The 20,873-nt window shown below is 71.8% G+C and carries 17 protein-coding genes; 16 read left to right on the forward strand and 1 reads right to left on the reverse strand.

What is annotated here, in order from left to right; genetic code table 11:
• Positions 1-3: 3 nt before the first annotated feature.
• The 10 genes from AC1ROY_RS21055 (at position 4) to AC1ROY_RS21100 (ending at position 12,566) form a co-directional block, all read left to right on the forward strand.
• The gene (locus AC1ROY_RS21055; protein WP_493150843.1) at positions 4-1,470 is read left to right on the forward strand and encodes a M81 family metallopeptidase; all 1,467 of its coding nucleotides are present in this window, start codon (positions 4-6) and stop codon (positions 1,468-1,470) included.
• 87 nt (positions 1,471-1,557) lie between these two features.
• Positions 1,558-3,618, forward strand: a complete 2,061-nt coding sequence (locus tag AC1ROY_RS21060) for a hydantoinase/oxoprolinase family protein (RefSeq protein WP_493150844.1) — start codon at positions 1,558-1,560, stop codon at positions 3,616-3,618.
• Positions 3,619-3,631: 13 nt separating this feature from the next.
• Positions 3,632-5,368 carry a hydantoinase B/oxoprolinase family protein gene (locus AC1ROY_RS21065; RefSeq protein WP_493150845.1) on the forward strand — a complete coding sequence of 579 codons (1,737 nt, stop codon included), beginning with the start codon at positions 3,632-3,634 and terminating at the stop codon, positions 5,366-5,368.
• Between the two features lie 100 nt (positions 5,369-5,468).
• Positions 5,469-6,461 carry a Bug family tripartite tricarboxylate transporter substrate binding protein gene (locus AC1ROY_RS21070; RefSeq protein WP_493150846.1) on the forward strand — a complete coding sequence of 331 codons (993 nt, stop codon included), beginning with the start codon at positions 5,469-5,471 and terminating at the stop codon, positions 6,459-6,461.
• A 73-nt stretch (positions 6,462-6,534) separates the two neighbouring features.
• Positions 6,535-7,878: an NtaA/DmoA family FMN-dependent monooxygenase gene (locus AC1ROY_RS21075; RefSeq protein WP_493150847.1), complete on the forward strand. Its 1,344-nt coding sequence runs from the start codon at positions 6,535-6,537 to the stop codon at positions 7,876-7,878.
• 81 nt (positions 7,879-7,959) lie between these two features.
• Entirely contained in the window at positions 7,960-8,790 is an 831-nt protein-coding gene (locus AC1ROY_RS21080; RefSeq protein WP_493150848.1) for an ABC transporter substrate-binding protein, read from the forward strand.
• A gap of 13 nt (positions 8,791-8,803) precedes the next feature.
• Positions 8,804-9,529, forward strand: coding sequence for an amino acid ABC transporter permease (locus AC1ROY_RS21085; protein WP_493150849.1), 726 nt, complete (start codon positions 8,804-8,806; stop codon positions 9,527-9,529).
• The gene (locus tag AC1ROY_RS21090) at positions 9,526-10,275 is read left to right on the forward strand and encodes an amino acid ABC transporter ATP-binding protein (protein WP_493150850.1); all 750 of its coding nucleotides are present in this window, start codon (positions 9,526-9,528) and stop codon (positions 10,273-10,275) included. Before AC1ROY_RS21085 ends, AC1ROY_RS21090 begins: the two co-directional genes overlap by 4 nt.
• Positions 10,276-10,293: 18 nt before the next feature.
• Positions 10,294-11,394 carry an enolase C-terminal domain-like protein gene (locus AC1ROY_RS21095; protein ID WP_493150851.1) on the forward strand — a complete coding sequence of 367 codons (1,101 nt, stop codon included), beginning with the start codon at positions 10,294-10,296 and terminating at the stop codon, positions 11,392-11,394.
• Complete coding sequence (locus AC1ROY_RS21100) at positions 11,391-12,566, forward strand: M24 family metallopeptidase (RefSeq protein ID WP_493150852.1); 1,176 nt, start codon at positions 11,391-11,393, stop codon at positions 12,564-12,566. The genes AC1ROY_RS21095 and AC1ROY_RS21100 overlap by 4 nt, the downstream gene beginning before the upstream one ends.
• Positions 12,567-12,756: 190 nt before the next feature.
• Here the strand turns inward: AC1ROY_RS21100 and AC1ROY_RS21105 are convergent, their stop codons facing one another.
• Positions 12,757-13,131, reverse strand: a complete 375-nt coding sequence (locus AC1ROY_RS21105) for a response regulator (RefSeq protein WP_493150853.1) — start codon at positions 13,129-13,131, stop codon at positions 12,757-12,759.
• 272 nt (positions 13,132-13,403) lie between these two features.
• Here AC1ROY_RS21105 and AC1ROY_RS21110 point away from each other — a divergent pair, with 272 nt between their 5' ends.
• The 6 genes from AC1ROY_RS21110 to AC1ROY_RS21135 are packed head-to-tail and all read left to right on the forward strand — an operon-like array spanning position 13,404 to position 20,851.
• The gene (locus tag AC1ROY_RS21110) at positions 13,404-15,332 is read left to right on the forward strand and encodes a methyl-accepting chemotaxis protein (protein WP_493150854.1); all 1,929 of its coding nucleotides are present in this window, start codon (positions 13,404-13,406) and stop codon (positions 15,330-15,332) included.
• A 4-nt stretch (positions 15,333-15,336) separates the two neighbouring features.
• Complete coding sequence (locus AC1ROY_RS21115; protein ID WP_493150855.1) at positions 15,337-16,770, forward strand: chemotaxis protein CheW; 1,434 nt, start codon at positions 15,337-15,339, stop codon at positions 16,768-16,770.
• Positions 16,767-17,855: a protein-glutamate methylesterase/protein-glutamine glutaminase gene (locus AC1ROY_RS21120; protein WP_493150856.1), complete on the forward strand. Its 1,089-nt coding sequence runs from the start codon at positions 16,767-16,769 to the stop codon at positions 17,853-17,855. Before AC1ROY_RS21115 ends, AC1ROY_RS21120 begins: the two co-directional genes overlap by 4 nt.
• The gene (locus tag AC1ROY_RS21125; RefSeq protein ID WP_493150857.1) at positions 17,852-18,700 is read left to right on the forward strand and encodes a CheR family methyltransferase; all 849 of its coding nucleotides are present in this window, start codon (positions 17,852-17,854) and stop codon (positions 18,698-18,700) included. Before AC1ROY_RS21120 ends, AC1ROY_RS21125 begins: the two co-directional genes overlap by 4 nt.
• The gene (locus AC1ROY_RS21130; RefSeq protein ID WP_493150858.1) at positions 18,690-20,591 is read left to right on the forward strand and encodes a chemotaxis protein CheA; all 1,902 of its coding nucleotides are present in this window, start codon (positions 18,690-18,692) and stop codon (positions 20,589-20,591) included. Before AC1ROY_RS21125 ends, AC1ROY_RS21130 begins: the two co-directional genes overlap by 11 nt.
• Positions 20,588-20,851 carry a hypothetical protein gene (locus AC1ROY_RS21135; protein WP_493150859.1) on the forward strand — a complete coding sequence of 88 codons (264 nt, stop codon included), beginning with the start codon at positions 20,588-20,590 and terminating at the stop codon, positions 20,849-20,851. Before AC1ROY_RS21130 ends, AC1ROY_RS21135 begins: the two co-directional genes overlap by 4 nt.
• Positions 20,852-20,873: the final 22 nt, after the last annotated feature.

Below are 20,873 nucleotides of genomic sequence, written 5' to 3' on the forward strand. Positions count from 1 at the left end.
GCGATGCGCATCTTCACCGCCTCCATCGGCACGGAATCCAACACCTTCTCGCCCGTGCCGACGAGCCTGGAGGATTACGAGCAGTCCGTCTGCCTGCGGCCCGGCGAGCATCCGGACGCGCCGCTCTCCTGCACGGCGCAGCTCGTGGTCGCGCGCCGCCGCGCCGCGCGCGACGGCTTCACGCTGATCGAGGGCAGCTGCTTCCACGCGAGCCCGGGCGGGCGCACCAACGCCGCCGATTACGAGGCGATGCGTGACGAGATCCTGGACCAGCTCCAGGCGGCGATGCCGGTGGATGCCGTGCTCTTCGGCTTCCACGGCGCGATGGCCGCCTTCGGCTATGACGACGTGGAGGGCGACGTCCTGGAGCGCGCCCGCGCCATCGTCGGCGACCGCCCGATCGCCTGCGAGCTTGACCCGCACTGCCACCTGACGCTGAAGCGCCTGGGCCTCGCCGACATCCTCGTGATGTACAAGGAGTACCCGCACACCGACACGGTGGAGCGCGCGGAGGAGCTGCTGGATTTTCTCCTCGGCCAGCTGCGCGGCACGCTGAAGCCCGTGATGTCGGTCTACGACTGCCGGCAGATCGGCAGCTTCCCGACCACGCATCCGGCCATGCGCGCCTTCGTGGACCGCGCCGCCGCGATGGAGGGGAAGGACGGCATCCTCTCCGTCTCCATCGGCCACTGCTACCCCTATGCCGACGTGCCGGAGATGAGCGCGCGGATCCTGGTGCTGGCCGACGGGAACAAGCCGGCCGCGGACCGCGTCGCGACCCTACTCGGCGAGGAGTTCCTGCAGCTGCGCGGCGTCACCACGCCGAGGTTCCACGGCGTGGACGAGGGCATCGACGCGGCACTCGCCCTGCCGGGCATGCCCATCGCCGTCACCGACGCGGCGGACAATGCGGGCGGCGGCGGCTCCTCCGACAACACCACCATCCTGCGCCGCCTGATCGAGCGCGGTGTGGAGAATGTGGCGCTCGGGCCGCTCTACGATCCCGTCGCCGTGCGCACCTGCTTCGCGGCGGGGCAGGGGGCCGAGCTGCCTCTGCGCTTCGGCGGCAAGACGGGGCCGGCGTCCGGCGATCCGATCGACGCGATCGTGCAGGTCATCGGCCTGAAGCGCGACGCGACGCAGACCTTCGGCGCCGCCCAGTCGGCGCTGGGCGACCTGGCGGCGATCCGTATCGGCGGCGTGGAGGTGGTGCTGAACAGCTCGCGCACCCAGGCGCTGGGGCTGGAGCTCTTCACCCATGTCGGCATCGATCCGACGGCGCGGAAGCTGCTGGTGCTGAAGTCGAGCAACCACTTCCGGGCGGCCTACGACCCGATCATCCAAGGGTTGGTGCACATCCATTCGGACGGGCTGCTGCGGCGCGACGACTACCGCCTCATCCCCTACCGCCATGTGCAGCGGCCGATCTGGCCGCTCGACGAGGATGCGCCGGGGCGGCTGATCTTCTGATCCGGCGAATAGCTTCCGCAGAAAGGGGCTGTACAGCCATCCCGCGGGTGTCCATCGTTCCGCACCAGGCATCGAGGGTCGTGGGGCATGTTTTCGATCGGCATCGATATCGGCGGCACCTTCACGGACTTCACGGTCCATGACGGCCGCAACGGCGCCGTCTTCGTCGAGAAATGCCTCTCCACCCCGAAGGATCCCGAGCGCGGCGTCCTCTCCGGCCTGCAGCTCCTGTCCCGGCGCATCCCCGACCTGCTGACCTCCGCCGGGCGCATCAACCACGCGACCACCCTCGTCACCAACGCCATCCTGGAGCGCAAGGGCGCCCGCACGGCGCTGCTCACCACCGAAGGCTTCCGCGACATCCTCGAGCAGCAGCTGGAGAAGCGGTACAACGTCTACGACCTGCGCATCCGCTTTCCCGAGCCCGTCGTGCCCCGCCCGCTGCGCTTCGGCATCCCGGAGCGGATCTACGCCGATGGCGAGGTGCTGAAGCCGCTCGACGAGGCCGCCGTGGTCGCCGTGGCCCGGCAGCTGCGCCGCGAGGGGATCGAAGCGGTGGCAGTCTGCTTCCTCCACGCCTACCGCAACCCGCTGCACGAGCGCCGCGTCGCCGAGCTGCTGGCCGAGCACCTGCCCGGCGTTCCCGTCTCCCTTTCCCATGAGGTGAACCCCGAGCCGCGCGAGTTCGAGCGCAGCTCGACCACCGTGCTGGACGCCTATGTGAAGCCGGTGGTCGACGCCTATCTCGCCCTGCTCTCGCAGGAGCTCGCGGCGCGCGGCGCGGCGCGCGAGCTGGAGATCATGCTCTCCAACGGCGGCAGCACCACCGCCGGCATCGCCCGGCGCTACCCCATCCAGCTCATCGAATCCGGACCGGCGGCGGGGGTCGAGGCCGCCATCTGGATGAGCGGGCAGGCCGAGATCGGCGATGCTCTCTCCTTCGACATGGGCGGCACGACGGCCAAGCTCTGCGTCATCGCCGACGGCCGGGCCGGCCGGGCCCGGCGCTTCGAGGCGGGGCGCGTGCACCGCTTCGTCGCCGGCAGCGGGCTGCCGGTGGCGGTCCCCGTCTATGACCTCGTCGAGATCGGCGCCGGCGGCGGCAGCATCGCCCGGCTGGACCGGCTCGGGCTGATGTCGGTCGGGCCGGACAGCGCCGGCGCCGATCCCGGCCCGGCCTGCTACGGCCAGGGCGGCACCCTGCCGACCATCACCGATGCCGACCTCATCCTCGGCCTCCTCGACGCGGACTACTTCCTCGGCGGCGAGATGAAGCTGGACCGCCCGGCAGCGGAGCGGGCCATCGAGGGTGCGGTCGCGGCGCCGCTGGGCATCAGCGTGGCCCGGGCCGCGCACGGCATCTTCGACCTGGTCAACGAGACCATGGCCGGCGCCGCGCGGCTGCACATCGCCGAGAAGGGGCGCGACCCGACGAAGCTTTCCGTCATCGCCTTCGGGGGCGCGGGGCCCCTGCATGCCATCGAGCTCGCGCGCAAGCTCGGCTGCCCGCGCGTGGTCTTCCCGCCCCATGCCGGCGTCATGTCCTCGATCGGCCTGCTCACCGCGCCGCCCGCCTTCGAGCGCACGCGCCCGGTGAAGCGCCTGCTGCGCGACATGCCGCCCGACGCCGTCGCCGCCATCCTCGGTCCGCTGCGGGCGGAGGTCGCGGCGACCATGGCGAGCGACGTGGCAAGGCTGCGGTTCCGCTTCGTCGCGGAGATGTGGCACCAGGGCCAGGAATACCCCCTCGAGATCGAGTTTGCCCCGGAAGAGCTGGGCGCCGGCCTTTCTTCCGTGCTGGCCGGGCGGTTCACGGAGCAGTACCGCCTGCTCTACGGCCGCGCCGGCGACGAATCCCCGGTGGAGATCGCGACGCTGCGCGTCATCGGCGAGCGGCCGGGCCAGCGCCTGGTCAGCCTGGGCGTCTTCGCCCCGGCGACGCAGCGCCGGCTGGGCTTCCGCCAGGTCTACGACGCGGCGGGCGACCGGTTCATCGAGGTCGAGGTCGTGAACCGCGCCGCCCTGCCGGCCGGCGAGGAGCTGGCCGGGCCCGTGGTCGTGCAGGAGCGCGAATCCGGCTTCGTGCTGCGCGCGGGGGATCGCCTGACGGTGCATCCCAGCGGCGCCATCTTCGTCGAGCTGGGCTGAGGAGAAACGACATATGGCCATCCTCGACCCGATCCTGACGAAGATCCTCTGGAACCGGCTGATCTCCATCGTGGACGAGGCCGCGACCGGGCTCGTCCGCACCTCCTATTCCATCGTCGTGCGCGACTATCACGACTACTGCGTCGGCATCTTCGACGCGCGCGGCAACATGCTGGTCCATTCGACCCAGACCGCGCCGGGCTTCATCGCCATGATGCCCAACGTCATGCGGGCCTTCATGGAGGCCTATCCCATCGACAGCCTGGCCGAGGGCGACGTGATCATCACGAACGACCCCTGGATCGCCACCGGCCACCTGCTCGACATGACCATTGCCGAGCCGGTCTTCCTGGAGGGCCGGCTCGTCGGCTTCACCGTCTGCGTCGTGCACCACCTCGACATCGGCGGGCGCATGGCCTCGATCGAATCCAAGGACATGTACGAGGAGGGGCTGAAGATCCCCATCCTCAAGCTTTTCGAGGCGGGGAAGCCGAACGAGACCGTCTTCAGCTTCATCCGCGCCAATGTCCGCATGGCGCCGAAGGTGCTGGGCGACGTGAACGCGCAGCTCTCGGCCAACAGCATCTGCGCCCACGGCCTGCGCAAGATGATCCGGGAATACGACTTCCCCGACCTCGCGCCGCTGGCGGACACGATCATCGCGCTGAGCAGCCGCAGCATGCGCGCCCGTATCCGCGAGCTGCCGGACGGCATCTACCGCAACGCCGTGCGCCTGCCGCCGGTGGGCACGCTGACCGAGCCGATCCTGATCCAGCTCGCCGTCGAGATCGCGGGCGAGACCATCTCCTTCGACTACGACGGATCGAGCCCCGAGGTGGAGGCGGCGGTGAACGTCACGCTTCCCTTCGCCTCTTCCTACACGATCTATGCGGTGAAGGTGCTGCTCGACCCGGACGTGCCGAACAATGCCGGCTGCATCGAGCCCATCACCGTGAAGGCGACGCGCGGCAGCGTCATGAACTGCAACCCGCCGGCGCCCACCTGGGGCCGCACGGTGATCGCGCACAACCTGCCGGAGATCGTCTTCGGCGCGCTGGCGCAGATCCTGCCCGACCAGGTGATCGCCTCCTGCGGCTCGACGCCGCTGGTCGCCATGTACTTCAACGGCCGCAAGAGCGACGGTACGGAGTTCCTCTCCATCGTCTCCCATGCGGGCGGCTTCGGCGCGCGGATCGACCATGACGGCTACGGCAGCCTGTGTTTCCCCTTCAACACCGCCGCCATCCCCGTCGAGGTCACCGAGAACGACACCTGCCTCGTCTACCGCAAGCGCGAGTTTGCGACCGATACCGCGGGCCCGGGTCGCCATCGCGGCGGCATCGGCCAGGAGGTGATCTTCGGCATCCCTGCCGACGGCCACGCGCCGCCAGGCCCGGTCACCGCGACGCTCCGCGGCTCGACCCGCGCGCCCGATTCCACCTATCCGATCCAGGGGCGGCAGGGCGGCGGCGCCGGCCGCGGCACGGTGCTGACGCTGAACGGCCGGTCCGTCCGCCCCGGCGCCGGCCAGCGCCTCATGCCGGGCGACGAGATCCGGCTGCTGCTGCCGGGCGGCGGCGGCTTCGGCGATCCCCTCGCGCGCGATCCCGAGGCGGTGCGGCAGGATGTGCTGGCGGGCCTCGTCAGTGCCGCCGCGGCTCTCGATGAATACGGCGTGATCCTGATGCCGGACGGTTCGCTGGATGAAGCGGGCACGACGCTGCGGCGCGAGGGCTACCGCGTCGCCTGATCGTCTCCGCCAACGAGCGGAGATCGCGAGACTGGGTGGGAGTATCGCCGACGGTTCCTGAAGCCTCCGCCGCTGCCGCGGCCGGAATTGGAGATGCCGCATGCCCCTCGTCGGTTCCCCCCTGCTTCGCCGCACCCTGCTCGGCACGGCCGCCGCTGCCGCCCTCGGCCAGGCTTCCGCCCAGACGCCCGACTATCCCACGCGGCCGGTCCGCGTGATCGTCCCCAATCCGCCGGGCGGCTCCTCCGACGTCATTGGCCGCATCCTCGCCGCCGAGCTTTCCACGGCTTTTGGCCAGCCCTTCGTGGTCGAGAACCGGGCCGGCGCCGGCGGCAATATCGGCGTGGAGACCGTGGCCCGCAGCACGCCCGACGGCTACACGCTCGGCGTCACCACCGTCACCCAGCTCATCACCAACACCTACCTCTACCAGCGCATGGCGATCGAGCCGATGCGCGCGCTCGCCTGCGTGTCGATCTGCTGGGAGAACCCGAACGTCCTCATCGTCCCGACGCGGATCGTCCCCGCCCGCACGCTGCCCGAGTTCATCGCCTGGGGCCGGGCGCAGCCGAACGGCCTCTCCTTCTGCAGCAGCGGCGTCGGCTTCACCTCGCACCTGCTGGGCGAGCTCTTCGGGCTGCGGACCGGGATCCGTGTCACCCACGTGCCGTTCCGCGGCGCCGGCGAGGCGACGCCCAGCATGCTGCGCGGCGAGGTGCAGTTCTCGATCGACAACCTCGCGAGCTGGCGCGGCCTGATCGACCGCGGCGACGTGACCGCGCTCGCCATCACCGACCGCGAGCGCTCGCCGCTCGCGCCGGAGATCCCGACCATGGCGGAGCTCGGCATGCCGGATTTCACCACGACCATCTTCGCCGGCTTCATCGCCCCGGCCGGAACGCCCGACGCGATCGTCCAGGCCGTCTCGGCGCGGCTGCGGCAGCTCTCGACGCGGCCCGACCTGGCGCAGCGCGCGGCCGTCGCGGGCGCGAAGCTGACCGGCACGACGCCGGAGGAGATGCGCGAGCGCGCGGAGAAGGAGAGGCCCTATTGGGCCGAGCTGGTCCGCATCTCGGGCGCCCGGCTGGATTGAACGGCCGGGCCCGGCCGGGGGACGCCCTGGTCCCTTTCTTGCTGGGCCCGCGCCGCCATAGCTGGAATCCCGCATGCCCAAGCAGAAGATGCACCTCGGCTTCGACTTCTCCTACTCGCACATGGCCGGCCGCTGGCTCATGCCGGGCGCCTGGCCGGGCCATACCTTTCCCGACATCGAGATGTTCGAGGAGATGGCCCGCATCGCCGAGCGAGGCCTGCTGGACATCATCTTCTCCGGCGACGGCACCGGCGTGCCCGACACCTGGCGCGGCAGCCGCGACGCCGCCGTGGAATGGGGCGTGAACTGGCCGCGCCAGGATCTCAACCCCATCGCGGTGGCCATGTCCCGGGTCACGAAGCATATCGGCTTCGGGCTGACCTATTCCTCCACCTTCATGCACCCCTACTACACGGCGCGGCTGATGAATTCGCTGGACCACCTCACCAAGGGGCGGATCGCGATGAACCTCGTCACGTCCACGCGCCGGTCGGACTACGCCAATTTCGGCATGGGCGAGCTGATGGACCACGGCGCCCGCTACGACCGGATGGAGGAGTTCGTCGACGTCTGCCGCCAGCTCTGGGCCAGCGTGGAGCCGGACGCCATGCTCTGGGACCGCGCGACAGGCCGTGTCGGCGACCCGAGCAAGGTCCATGACGTCCACCATCACGGCACCCATTTCCGGGTGGACGGCCCGCTGAACACGCCGCCCTCGCCGCAGGGCCGGCCGGTGCTGATCCAGGCGGGCGGGTCGCCGCGCGGCATCCGCGCCTCCGCCTATTTCGCCGATATCGTCTTCGGCGGGGACATGCCGCTGGAGCTGCAGATCCGCCAGCGCAAGGCCTTCGACGAGGCGCTGACGGCCCAGGGCCGCGACCCCGAGCAGGTCGGCATCCTCTGGCAGACGCCGATCGTGGTGGCGGAGACCACGGAGGAGGCGGTGGCGCGGCTGGACCGGCTGGCCGCCTCCTTCACGGACGAGGCGGTGGGCGCCTACCTCTCCTACAATTGCGGCTACGACTTCTCGAAGCTGCCGCAGAGCTTCACCATCCGCGAGCTGCACCAGGAGATCATCGCCGGCAACGCTTCGCCCATGGGCTTCCTGCACGAGCTCTCCGTCCGCCTCGGGCCGGACAGCACCATGACCCGCGCTGACTTCTTCGAGCATGGGCGGCGCGACGCCTGCAACTACGACACCACGGTCGCCGGCAGCCCCGCACATGTCGCCGACCGGTTGGAGGAGGCCTTCGAGGCGACGGGCAGCCGCGGCGGCTTCATGCTCGGCCACGCCGCCTCCATGCCGCTGGACCTGATCGGCATCGCCGACCTGCTGGTGCCCGAGCTGCAGCGGCGCGGCCGGTTCCGGACCGCCTATACCGGGCGCACGCTGCGCGAAAACCTGGCGGATTCGTGAGCCTGCCCACCGGCGAGACCCTCGGCACGGGAATTGCTTCAATGGCTTTCGACAATGGCTATCGCGATCCGAGGAACTGACATGTCGATCTCCCGCACCTTCCTTCGCCGCCGGCACCTTCTCGGCGCGACCGCCGGCGTTCTGGTCTTGCAGCGTCAGGTCGCGGCGCAGCCTGCGACGGCATCGCTGGGCCTCGTCGCCGCCGGCAAGCTGACCTATGGCGTCGCGGCGACCTTCGCGCCCTTCGAATTCATGCAGGACGGCCGGATGGTCGGCTTCGACATCGAGTTCGGCGCGGCCGTCGCCGCCAGGATGGGGCTGGAGCCCAACCCCGTGAACATGGAGTTCCGCGGCCTGATTCCGGCCCTGCAGGGCCGCCGCGTCGATATCATCAACAGCGCCATGTACATCAACCCGGCGCGGTCCGAGCAGGTCGACTTCGTTCCTTATATGCTGATAGGCCAGCAGATGGTCGTCCGCCGCGGCAATCCGGGCAACGTCGCGGGCCGCCAGGATCTCTGCGGGCGGCGGGTGGCCGTGACGCTCGGCGGCATCCAGGAGACCTATGCGCGGCAGGACGCCGAAGCCTGCAAGGCGGCCGGAAAGCCCGAGCTCACGGTCATGACCCTGCCCAGCGCGCAGGAGGCGGCGCTCGCCGTGCGGAACGGCCGCGCCGACGCCTATTACGAGAGCACCGCCGGCGTGGCGCGCATCGTCTCCGAGCTGTCGGACGTCTACCAGGCCGTGGGTGAGGTCTTCGAATTCGGCACCCGCATCGGCATCGCGGTGCGGAAGGGCGAGACGGACATGGCGGCGGCCATCTCGGCCGCGATCCAGCAGGTCGCGGCCGACGGCACCTATCTGCGGCTGATGGCGAAGTACAACCTCCCGCGCGAAGGCAGCATGTTCTGACCCGCCGCGGCCGATGACGTCCTGGGAGTTCGTCCTTCGCTACCTGTCGAGCGAGCGCTTCGTCACCGCCGCCGGCATGACCCTGCTGATCAGCCTCTGCTCGCTGGCCGGCGGCATGCTGGCGGGCCTCGTGGTCGCCCTGCTGCAGGAGGTGCGCCTTTGGCCGGCGCGCGCGCTGGCGGTGACGTATCTCTGGATCTTCCGCGGCACGCCGGTGATGTTCCAGCTCATCTTCGCCTTCAACGTGCTGCCGGGCTTCGGCCTCGTCCTCTCCGGCTTCGCCTGCGCGGTGCTGGCGCTGTCGCTGAACGAGGGCGCCTACATGGCCGAGATCATGCGCTCCGGCATCCGCGCCGTGGGCGCCGGGCAGCGGCAGGCCGCCCGGGCGCTGGGCATGCGGGAGATGCAGATCATGCGCTGGGTCGTGCTGCCGCAGGCCATGCGCATCATCGTCCCGCCGATCGGCAACCAGTTCATCGGCATGCTGAAGCTCTCCGCCATCGTGTCCGTCATTGCCGTCGAGGAGCTGCTGCTGGTGGCCAACCAGGCCGCCTCCTCGAACTTCCGCTACCTGGAGGCGCTGAGCGCCGCCGGCATCTACTACCTCGCGATGACCACCGTCTTCATGGTGCTGCAGGCCCTGCTGGAAGCGACGCTGCGGCGCCGCGGCCGGCCCGCGCAGGGCGGCCTCCTCGGGCGCTTTCTGGCCGCCACCGCGGATGGAGGGCGCGTCCGATGAGCGGGGAGCCGCTGCTTGACGTCGCCGGGCTGCACAAATCCTATGGAGATCTGAAGGTGCTGCGCGGGGTCGATCTCCGCGTCGACCGGGGCGAGTGCCTCTGCATCGTCGGGCCTTCCGGCTCCGGCAAGTCCACTCTGCTGCGCTGCCTGAACCTGCTGGAGCCGATCGAGGACGGCCGCATCCTGTTCGAGGGCCGGGACATCGCCGGCAGCACCAAGCGCGAGGCGCCGGAGGTCCGCCGCCACATCGGGATGGTCTTCCAGAACTTCGAGCTGTTCCAGCACCTCAACGCGCTGGACAACATCGTTCTCGCCCCGCTCCGCGTGAAGGGCGAAAGCCTCGGCCGGGCGCGCGAGCGGGCCCGCGCGCTGCTGGACAAGGTCCACCTGCCCGACAAGGCGGATGCCTTTCCCGACGAGCTGTCCGGCGGCCAGCAGCAGCGCGTCGCCATCGCCCGGGCTCTCGCCATGGAGCCGGCGCTGATGCTCTATGACGAGCCGACCAGTGCGCTCGACCCCGAGACGGTGGGCGAGGTGCTGCAGGTCATGCAGGAGCTGGCGGAGGAGGGCATGACGAGCCTCGTCGTGACGCATGAGATGGGCTTCGCGCGCCGCGCCGCCGACCGGGTCGTCTTCATGGACGGCGGATCCGTCGTCTTCACCGCGCCGCCCGACGAGTTCTTCGGCACCGGGAGCGGCATCCCGGACCGGCTGACGCGCTTCCTCAGCCACCTCTCGCACTGACGATACAGGAGCATGGGATTGCGCATCAGCATCGTCGCCGTGCCGCTCGCCTATGAGGGCGGGATGGCGCTGCACACGGCCACCTCCGGCCAGGTGCCGGGCCTGCGCGAGCTGCGCCTCGTGGTGGAGCGCGACGGCGCGCTGGCCGCGGTCGGCGCCAGCCGCACCAACATCGAGTACCTGACCGGCGTCGCCGCCCCCGTGCTGGAGGCCGAGATTCTCGATGCCGCGCTCCGGCTGGACTGGCATCTGCCCTGGCCGGACTTCACCCCGGCCATGGACGCCGCGCTGCCGGGACTGTCGGCGCCCGCGCGCATGCTGTTCGAGATGGCGGCGCAGGACGGCGCGGCGCGGGCGGCGGGCCTGCCGCTGGTGCAGCTCCTCGGCGCTGGCTTCGAGCCGCGCAGCACCACCAACCAGACCCTGTTCTGGTGCGACGACGATACCCTGATGCAGCGCGCGGAGGCCTATGTGGCGCGCGGCTTCAACGAGCTGAAGCTGCGCATCGCCGTCGAGGATTTCTCCACCGACCTGCGCCGCCTGCGCCTGCTGCGGGACCGCTTCGGCTCCGCCTTGAGGCTCTCCGCGGACGCGAACGGCCGATGGAGCGAGGCCGAGGCGGGGCCGCGGCTGCTGGAGCTCGGACGCCTCGGGCTCGAATACCTGGAGCAGCCCCTGGCCGCCGGGGATTGGGCAGGCTCCGCGCGGCTGGCGGAAACGTCGCCCGTGCCGCTGATGTTCGACGAGGGCCTTGGCGACGTGGCGGCGGTCGAGCGCCTCGCCGCGACGCGCGCGGTGCCGCTCGCGCATCTGAAGCTCGCCAAGCTGGGTGGGATCGACCGCCTCATGGCAGCGGGACACCGACTGCAAGGTGCCGGAATCGGCGTGATGGTCGGGCAGATGAACGAGGGCGCGGCGAGCACGCTCGCCGCCGCCCATGCCTCCATCGCGCTCGGCGTGACCCTGCGCGAGCTCTACGGGGCCGACCAGCTCCGCTGGGATCCGGCCGGCAGGCTCCATTACGGGGCAGGGGGCCTGGACCTGCCGGCTGGACCCGGGCTCGGCCTTGCGGAACATGGGCTCGAAGGATGCGAGATGCTGTGGGACCACCAGCCATGACCACCAGCCCACGCGGCGTGGAAGCCGTCTTCCCCGCCGCCGAATACGCGGCGCGCCTGGCGCGCACCCGCCAGGCCCTCGCGGCGCGCGGCCTGGACGCGGCGATCTTCACCGGCCCGGAAAACATCTTCTGGCTGACCGGGCAGCAGACCCCCGGTTACTACACCTTCCAATGCCTGATCCTGCCGGCGGCCGGCGAGCCGCTGTTCCTGCTGCGGCAGCTCGAGCTCACCAACTTCCTGCGCAACAGCTTTCTTCCCGCCTTCGAGACCTATGGCGACGGCACGGCGCCAGCGGGAATTCTCCTCGATGCCCTGGAGCGCCTCGGTCTCAGCCGGGGTCGCATCGGCATCGAGAAGGGCGGCTGGTTCCTGCCGATCTCCTTCTACGAGACCCTGGTCGACGCCCTTCCCCATCGGCCCGAGGATGCGACCGGTATCGTCGAGGAGATGCGCCGCGTGAAGTCCGCGGGCGAGCTCGCGGCGATCGAGCGTGCGGTGGCGCAATCCGACGCCGGCATCCTCGCCGGGCTTGCCGCCATCCGGGTCGGCGCGACCGAGAACGACGTCGTCGCCGCGATGATGCAGGCCGCCATCGCCGGCGGGGCCGAGTACATGGGCATGGAGCCGCTGGTCTCCTCCGGGCCGCGATCCGGCGTGCCGCACGCGACCTGGCGCCGGCGCCGGCTGGAAGCGGGCGATGCCGTCTTCCTCGAGATGTCCGGCTGCTCCGATCGCTATCATTCCGGCTTGATGCGCACCGCCTGGCTCGGCGAGCCGCCGCAACTGGCCCGCGAGCTGGAAGCCGTGACGCTGGCGGCGCTGGCGGCCGCCATCGACGCCGCCCGGCCGGGGCATACCCCCGCCGACATCCATCGCGCCGCGCAGGGAGTCATCGACGCCGCCGGCATGACGGAGCGCTACCGCAAGCGCTCCGGCTATTCGCTCGGCGTCAGCTTCGCGCCGGACTGGGGCGAGTGGCAGGTGATGAGCCTGTTCGACGGGATCGACATGAAGCTGGAGCCGGGCATGTGCTTCCACATCCCGATCACGCTCCGGGAATTCGGCGTCTTCACGGTCGGCATCAGCGAATCGATCGTGATCACGGCAGAGGGTTGCAGGGTCCTCGGCGGTTCGATCCCGCGCCCCATCCACGTCATCGGCCGGCGATAGGCGCCGCTCCGGCCGCGCGACGGGACAAGGCGGCGGAGCTGGTCCTTCAAGGAGGGCGGCGTCGCCTCCCGCAGCATGTCGCCTCGGGCCGATAAACGAGGGTGGCCCGAGCCGGCCCACATGGCGCCGGGCGCGCCCTATGCGATGCGCCCGGCGCCGGCTCCGTTCCGCGGGGCGCCGCCCGGCCGGATCACGGCGCGCCGAGCAGCTTCTCGATCTCCGTCCTCAACTGCTCCTGCTGATAGGGCTTGCCCAGCCGAGGGAGGCCGGCATCGAAGCCTTCGGGCAGTTCCGAATAGCCTGTCGCGACCAGCACGGGCAGGCCGGGTCGCAGCCCGCGCGCGGCCGTCACGAGCTCGGCGCCCGTCATCCTCGGCATCGAATAGTCCGTGATGAGCAGGTCGACCGCGGCGTCGCTCTCCAGGATCTCCATCGCCTGTGCCCCGGAGTTCGCCTCCAGCACCTCGTAGCCGAGGTCCGAGATCATCGCGCTGGCGACCATGGCGATGAGGACCTCATCTTCGACGAAGAGGATCGTCCGCGGAGCGATAGGAGCGGCTGGCATTCTGTCTCCGAGACCCGCGGGCTTGTCCGGCAGGGCACCATCAGGATGAGGCTGTCGCACAAGCGGCGTCGCGTCCACGCGTCCGATAGTCCCGATGCAGTCTATCGCGGACCGGCCGGGGCCGATCAAGCCGCCCCCCCCATCTCTCCCATAGAAGGATAGTTCATCGAATACAGATGCTTGCGAAGGCGTTCCCCGTCGCGATCATGGGCGTGTGCCGCCAAACGTGCTTGGATGACGGGAGACTGGGACACGGGGCGACGGGATCGGACATGGCGCTGGTGAAGACGACGACGCTCGCGAGCCGACCGAAGCCGCGCCCGGCGGCGGCCTCGGAGCCGCCCAAGGCCAGCGTCCCCGCGAAACGCCCTCCCCTCCGCAAGCCCGCCTCGCGCCGGGAGAATGCCGGCGAGCGGATGGCGGCGGCCAGCCTCGAGCTGGCCGGCGGCATCGCCCAGGCGGCTGCCGCCGTCGAGGAACTGCGGCGCGCGCTCGGGCAGATCGCCTCCGGCGCGGAGGAGGCGGCCGGCGCCGCGCATGAATCCCTGGCCTCCGTCGTCGCGATGACGGCCTCCTTCGGCCAGGCCCGCGAGCGCGCCGAGGCCTCGCGCCAGCGCACCGAGGCGATGCAGACCCTGCTGACGCAGGTGGGATCGGCCATCGACGCCTCCGTCCGGGCCGTGAGCGCCAATGCGCATCGCCAGATGGGCAGCGTGGAGGTCATCGGCGCTCTGGAGGCCCACGCGGCGCGGATCGGCGAGATCACCCAGGGCGTCGCCGATATCGCCGACCAGACAAACCTTCTCGCCCTGAACGCGGCCATCGAGGCGGCCCGCGCCGGCGACGACGGCCGCGGCTTCGCGGTGGTCGCGGACGAGGTTCGGGCCCTGGCCCAGACGGCGGAGAAGCGCTCGCTCGACATCCAGTCCCTGGCCGAGGGCATCGCGACCATGGTGCGGGACGTGGCCGGCCGCCTTCGCCAGGCCGCGACGCAGGCGGAGGCCGAGGCGAATGCGGCCGCCCAGGTCAACGAGACGCTCGGCACCGTCCGGCGCGAGATGGCGGCTCTCGCCGGCGAGAGCCAGGCGATCCTGCTCGGGGCCGTCGAAGCGGTTGCGGCCGCCAGTGAGACGCGGCGCGGCGCCGAAAGCGTCTCCAGCGCTGCGGAGGAGCAGGCCGCGGCCGCGGCCGAGGCGCAGCGCGCGGTCCAGCAGCAGGGCGAGTCGCTGGAGCAGAGCCAGGTGGCCTCCGCCGCCCTGGCCGAGATGACCGAGCTTCTGGTGAAGGGGGACGGCGGGGCCCAGGCAGTGCAGGAGGCGGCGGCCGCCGCCGAGGAGCTGTCGGCGACCGTGCAGGAGCTCTCCGGCTCGGCCGGGGAGATCCTCGTCGCCGTGGACCAGATCAGCCGGGGCGCGCAGATCCAGGCCGCGGCGACGCAGCAGGCCGGCACGGCCATGGCGCAGATCGAGAAGGCCGCCCGCGCCTCCTCCGCCACGGCCAAGGCCAGCGCCGCCCGGGCCTCGACGGTCGCGGAGCTCATCGCCGGCGGCCGGAAGGCCGTGGGCGCGCTCATCGCCGGCGTGGCCACCGCGCTGGACGGGAACGCGGCCGTGCAGGACATCATCGAGCGGCTGGGGGCCGAGACCGTCGCCATCGGCAAGATCGTGGACGGGCTCGCGCTCATCGCGGTCCAGACGACGATGCTCGCCACCAGCGGCGCCGTCGAGGCCGCCCGCGCCGGCGAATCCGGCCGGGGCTTCGCCGTCGTCTCGGGCGACATCCGGACCCTGGCGCGCGACGCCGCGCAGAACGCGGAAGCCGCCAAGGATCTGGTGACGACCATCGTCGCGCAGATCGGCAAGGTGCGCCGCGAGGTGGACCAGATCTCGGCCCTGACCGAGGCCGAGGTGGAGAAGAACCGCGCCATCGACGAGCGGATGGAGATGATGGCGGCCGAGACCGTCTCGTTGCGCACCGGCGCCGACGACATCGCGCGCGGCAGCGAGGACATCCTGGCGGCCAGCTCGCAGGTGCTCGTCGGCATCGGCCAGATCGCGGCCGCGGCCGACGAGGCCAGCCGTGCCGCGGCGCAGGCGGCAACGGCGGCGCGGCAGCAGTCGCAGAGCTCCGAGGACCTCGCCGCCGCCATCGAGGAGATCGCCCTGCTGGCCAACGAGCTGAGCCGCTCGGCAGAAGGTTGAGGCGGTGCCGCCCACAAGCACCCATCGCCTGACGGTGAGGGCGGGCGATGCGCGGGTCGCGATGGCGGCCGCCGGCGTGGCCGAGGTGATTCGCGGCCCCAGGATCACGCGCGTGCCGAACGGGCCGGCCGTGCTGCTCGGCGTCATGCATCTGCGCGGCGCGGTGCTGCCGGTGGTCTCGCTGCGCCGCCTGCTGGGCGCCGAGGATCTGTCGGCCGCAGCGGAGCGCGTCGTGATCCTCCGCCACGATCCGCCGGTCGGGCTGGCGGTGGATGCCGTGGAGGCCCTGCGGGCGGTCGAGGGCGAGGGGCCCCAGCCTGCCGACGGGCGTTTGCTGCTCGACCAGGGGGACGGCGCCCGCTGGCTCGACCTCGACGTGGCCCTGCGCGAGCGCTTCGGCGCCTTCCGCACCAAGGCCCGCGCCACGCCGGCCCGCCCCGAGGCGCGGCCCGCGGCGGCGGTGGAGGAGCTGGCCTTCCTGGCCTTCGCCCTGGCCGGTCAGGACTATGCCCTGCCGCTGGGCGCCGTGGCCGAGGTCGTGGCGCTTCCTGCCGCCCTCACCGCGCTGCCGCGCACGGAGGAGGTGCTGCTGGGCGTCTTCCCGCTGCGCGGCGAGGTGCTGCCGGCCCTCTCGCTGCGGGCGCTGCTCGGCCTGCCCGGCCGGGCGCTCACCGGCGCCGAGCGGGTCGTCGTCGCCCGGATCGGCGGGCACCGCTTGGCGCTGGTGGTGGACCGCATCGACGTCATCTTGCGCGCCCCGCGCGACCGAGTATCGCCCGCGCCCAGCCTGTTCAACCGCGGCGCGGGCGAGGCGCGGATCGACGCCGTGCTGCGGCTGGCCGACGGGCGGGGCCTCGTTTCGCTTTTATCGCCGGATCGCGTGCTGGCGGATGAGCGCGTCGCGCGTTTGCTGGCGGACACCGACCAGGACAAGGACGAGACCATGGCCAGCCTCTCGCCCACCGCCGGCCGCGAGCGCTTTCTCGTGATCCGCCTCGGCGGCGAATCCTACGGCCTGCCGATCGCGGCCGTGGACGAGGTGGTGCGCCTGCCCGAGACCCTGACACGCCTGCCGAAGGCGCCCGCCTATGTCAGCGGCGTCATGAGCCTGCGCGGCCGGGTGATCCCGGTCATCGACCAGCGGCAGCGCTTCGCGGTCGACGGCCGGGGCGCCGGGACAGGGCGCGTCGTCGTCCTTACGCTCGGCCCGCTGCAGGCCGGCTTCGCCGTGGACGCGGCCTCGGAGATCCTGGAGGTCGAGGCCGCCGACCTGCTGACGGCGCCCGACATGTCCGAAGGCGGCGGCCGCCTCTTCGACCGGGCGGCACGGGTCGCGCGCAACGGCGAGGTCATCCTGCTGATCGATCCTGCCGCCCTGCTGGACCGCGCCGAGGCCGATCTGCTGCGCGATCTCGCGGCGAATTCGCTGATCACGTGATCAAGCTCCTCATCGTCGACGATTCCGCCCTCATGCGGCGCGTGCTGGGCGATGTCTTCCAGCAGGAGGGCGGCTTCGAGCTCGCCTTCGCGCGCGACGGCGTCGAGGCGCTGGCCCAGCTCCATGCCTTCCGCCCGGACGTGGTCACGCTCGACGTGCAGATGCCGCGGATGGACGGGCTGGCCTGCCTCGACCGGATCATGGTCGAGCGGCCCTGCCCGGTGGTGATGGTCTCCTCGCTCACCGCCGAGGGGGCGGCGGCGACGCTGGAGGCGCTCGAGCTGGGCGCCTTCGATGTCGTGCCCAAGCCGGACGGCGCGATCTCGCTCACCATCGACGAGCTCGCGCCGCTGCTCCTCGAGAAGGTCCGCGCGGCCGCCGTGTCGCGCGTCCGGCGCTCGCATCGCCTCGCGGAGCGGCTGCGCGCGCGCCGGGCCGCCGCGCCGGTCTCCCTGCCGCCGTCCGAGCCCCGGCCCACGCCCTGGCAGACGGACCCCGCCGGGCATCCGCCGGGCGTGGTGATCATCGGCACCTCCACGGGCGGCCCGCCCGCGCTGGAGGCCGTGCTGACCGAGCTGCCGGCGGATTTCCCCTGGCCGGTCCTGGTGGCGCAGCACATGCCGGCCGCCTTCACCGCCTCGCTGGCGAGCCGTCTCGACGGGCTCTGCGCGCTTCGCGTGACGGAGGTCGTGCGGCCCACGCCCATCGCCGCCGGCAGCATCTACATCGCGCGCGGCGACGCCGACATGACCGTCAGCCTGCGCGCCGCAGGCCCGATCGTTCTGCCGGCCCCGGCAGGCGCGGGATACCGCTGGCATCCCAGCGTGGACCGCCTGGTGGCGAGCGCACTGGCGTATCTCGCGCCCGAGCGCCTGATCGGCGTGCTGATGACCGGGATGGGCAATGACGGCGCGGCGACGATGGCGGAGCTGCGCGCCGCCGGCGGCCGCACCATCGCCGAAGCCGCCGAGACGGCCGTGGTCTGGGGCATGCCGGGGGAGCTCGTCCGCGCGGGCGGCGCAGACCTCGTCCTCCCGCTGGAGGCGATTTCGGCGCGCCTCGTCCAGCTGGTCGCCGCAGCGTGAGCGAGAGCCTGCTCCTGAGTGCGGCGGAGCTGCAGCGCCTCTGCGCCTTCCTCTACCGCGAGACGGGCATGCTCTTCGGCGAGAGCAAGCGCTATTACATCGAGCGCCGCCTCGCCGACCGGCTCGCGGCCACGGGTATCAGGGACTTCGCCGCCTATTACGGCCTGCTGCGCGCCGATGCCGAGGAGCGCGAGGCGCTCATCAACGCCGTCACCGTCAACGAGACCTACTTCTATCGCGAGGAGCACCAGCTCGCCTGCCTCAGCCGTTCGCTGCTGCCCGACCTCATCACGACGCGGCGGCCGGGCGACAGGATCCGCATCTGGTCGGCGCCCTGCTCGACGGGCGAGGAGGCGTATTCCATCGCGATCTGGCTGCTGGAGAACTGGCGGCTGGTGGACGCCTACAACATCGAGATCGTCGGCTCGGACATCGACACGCGGGTGCTCGAGGCGGCGCGCGAGGGGCTCTTCGGCGAGCGGGCGCTGTCGCGGCTGCCGCCCCGGCTGGTCGAGGCCTATTTCGGCCCGATCCGGCACCACCGGCGCGAGATCATCCAGGACCTCAAGGAATCCGTCACCTTCACCCAGGCGAACCTGGTCGACGGGCCAAGCCTGACGGCGCAGGGCATCTTCGACGTCATCTTCTGCCGCAACGTCCTGATCTACTTCGACGACGAATCGCGCCTCGTCGCGGCCCGGAACCTCTATGATCGGCTGGCGCCCGGCGGCTACCTCTGCCTGGGCCATACGGAATCCATGAGCCGCATCAGCGACCGCTTCGCCGTGCGCCGCTTCGAGGATGCCATCGTCTTCCAGCGGCCGGAGGAGACCCGTGACCGATGAGCTGATGGCCCAGTTCCTGGTCGAGGGGCGCGAGCTGGTCGCCGGGGCGGCGCAGGACCTCGCCGTGCTGGCCCGCGACCCGGCGGATGGCGCGGCGCTGGACGGCTGCTTCCGGGCCATACACACGCTGAAGGGCTCCACCGGCCTGTTCGACCTCGCGCCCATGGGGCTGATGCTGCATGCGGCCGAGGACCTGCTGGCCGCGATCCGCGCCGGCCGGCCCGGCAGCTCCGCGGATTTCGCCGCGCTGCTGGAGGCGGTGGACCAGATGGACCGCTGGTTCGATGCGCTGGAGCGCGATGGCGGCCTGCCCGCCGGGGCGGCGCAGGTGGCGCGGGACGCGATCGGGCGCTTCGGCGGCGCGGGGGCTGCGCTGCCGGCGCCCGCCCCCGACCCCGGGGGGTGGCGCACCCCGCCGGAATTCGCCGGCCTCGCGGGGACCGCCATCCGCTATGTGCCGCGGGCGGATGCCTATTTCTCCGGCGACGATCCGGTCGCGATCGTCGCCGCGGTGCCGGCGCTGACAGCGCTGCGCGTCCTGCCGCGCGAGGCCTGGGGGCCGCTCGCATCCTACGACCCCTTCGCCTGCAACCTTGTGATCGAGGCGGTGTCGGCCGCCGCGCGGCCGGCGGTCCAGGCCGCGCTGCGCCTTGTCGCGGACCAGGTGGAATTCGCCGACCTCGTGCCCGCCGCGCCGGGCGCCGCTGCCGAGGGCGGCACGGCGCGGCGGACGCTGCGCGTCGATGCGGCGCGGGTCGACCGGCTGGCCGGGCTGGCGGACGACCTCGTGGTCGCGAAAAGCGCCCTCGCGGAGCTGGCGGCCGAGGCCGAGAAGCTGGCGGGCGGCTACGGCCTCGGCCAGTCGCTGCGGGCGCGGCAGGCGCAGCTCGACCGTCTTGTGAGCGACCTGCACGCCACGGTCGGCCAGGTGCGGCTGGTGCCGCTGGGGCCGCTCTTCGGCCGCTTCCCGCGCCTCGCCCGCGACATCGCCCGCGCGCTGGGAAAATCGGTCGCGCTGGAGATCGAGGGCGGCGAGGTCGAGGTGGACAAGTCCGTCGTGGACGGGCTCTTCGACCCCCTTCTGCACGTGCTGCGCAACGCCGTGGACCATGGCGTGGAGGCCCCGGCGGCGCGGCTGGCTGCGGGCAAGGCGGAGACGGGCACGATCCGCCTCGCCGCCCGGCCGGACGCGGACCGCGTGATCATCGAGGTGACGGACGACGGCGCGGGCATCGATCCCGCCCGCATCCGCGACCTCGCCGTCGAGCGCGGCCTGCTGCCGCGCGGCGCCGCCGATGCGCTGGAGGATTCGGCGGCGGTGGACCTCATCTTCATGCCGGGCTTCTCCACCGCCGCCACGGTCAGCGAGGTGTCGGGCCGCGGCGTCGGCATGGACGTGGTGCGCGCCGCCGCCGCGGCGCTGGGCGGGCGGGTCGAAGTCGCCGGCGCGCCGGGGCGCGGCACGGCGGTGCGCTTCGTCCTGCCCGTCGCGACGCTGCTGACCAAGGTGATCGTCGTCGCCTGCGGGCCGGACCGCTATGGCCTCGCGCTCGACGGCGTGGTCGAGACCACGCGCGTCACGCCCGACCGCATCCGCCGGGTCCGGGCCGGCCGGGCTTTCCTGCTCCGCGACCAGCCCGTGCCGCTTGTCTCTCTCGGCACGCTGGTGGGCGCGCCCGGGCCGGCCGCGGGCGCCGCGGAACGCGTCATCGTCGCCCGGGCGGCGGGCGAGCTCGTGGGCTTCGCGGTGGACGCCATCCTCGACCGCATGGACGCCGTGGTGCGCCCCATGACCGGGCTGCTGGCCGGTGCGCCGGGTGTGATGGGCACCACCCTCCTGGCCGACGGCAGCGTGCTGATGATCCTGGATCCCGCGGAACTCCTGCCATGAGCGTGTCTCAGGAGGGCTCCGTCATCCATCTGGAGGGCCCGTGCCGGGTGGAGGATGCCGAGGCGCTGACGGCCGTGCTGCAACGAATGCCGGGCTCGACGGTTGATCTGACCCGATGTCAGGGACTGCATGCCGCCGTGGCTCAGGCGATCCTCGCCTTTGCTCCTCCGCTGACCGGGATTCCCGCAGATTCCTTCCTGCGGGACCTGCTGCTCCCTGCCCTCGTGGGCGAGAGACAGCCTTTCACGCCCAAGATATAGTCATCAACACAGGCCGATATTT

It is taken from the genome of Roseococcus sp. GW821-FHT12F05, from assembly GCF_058806835.1.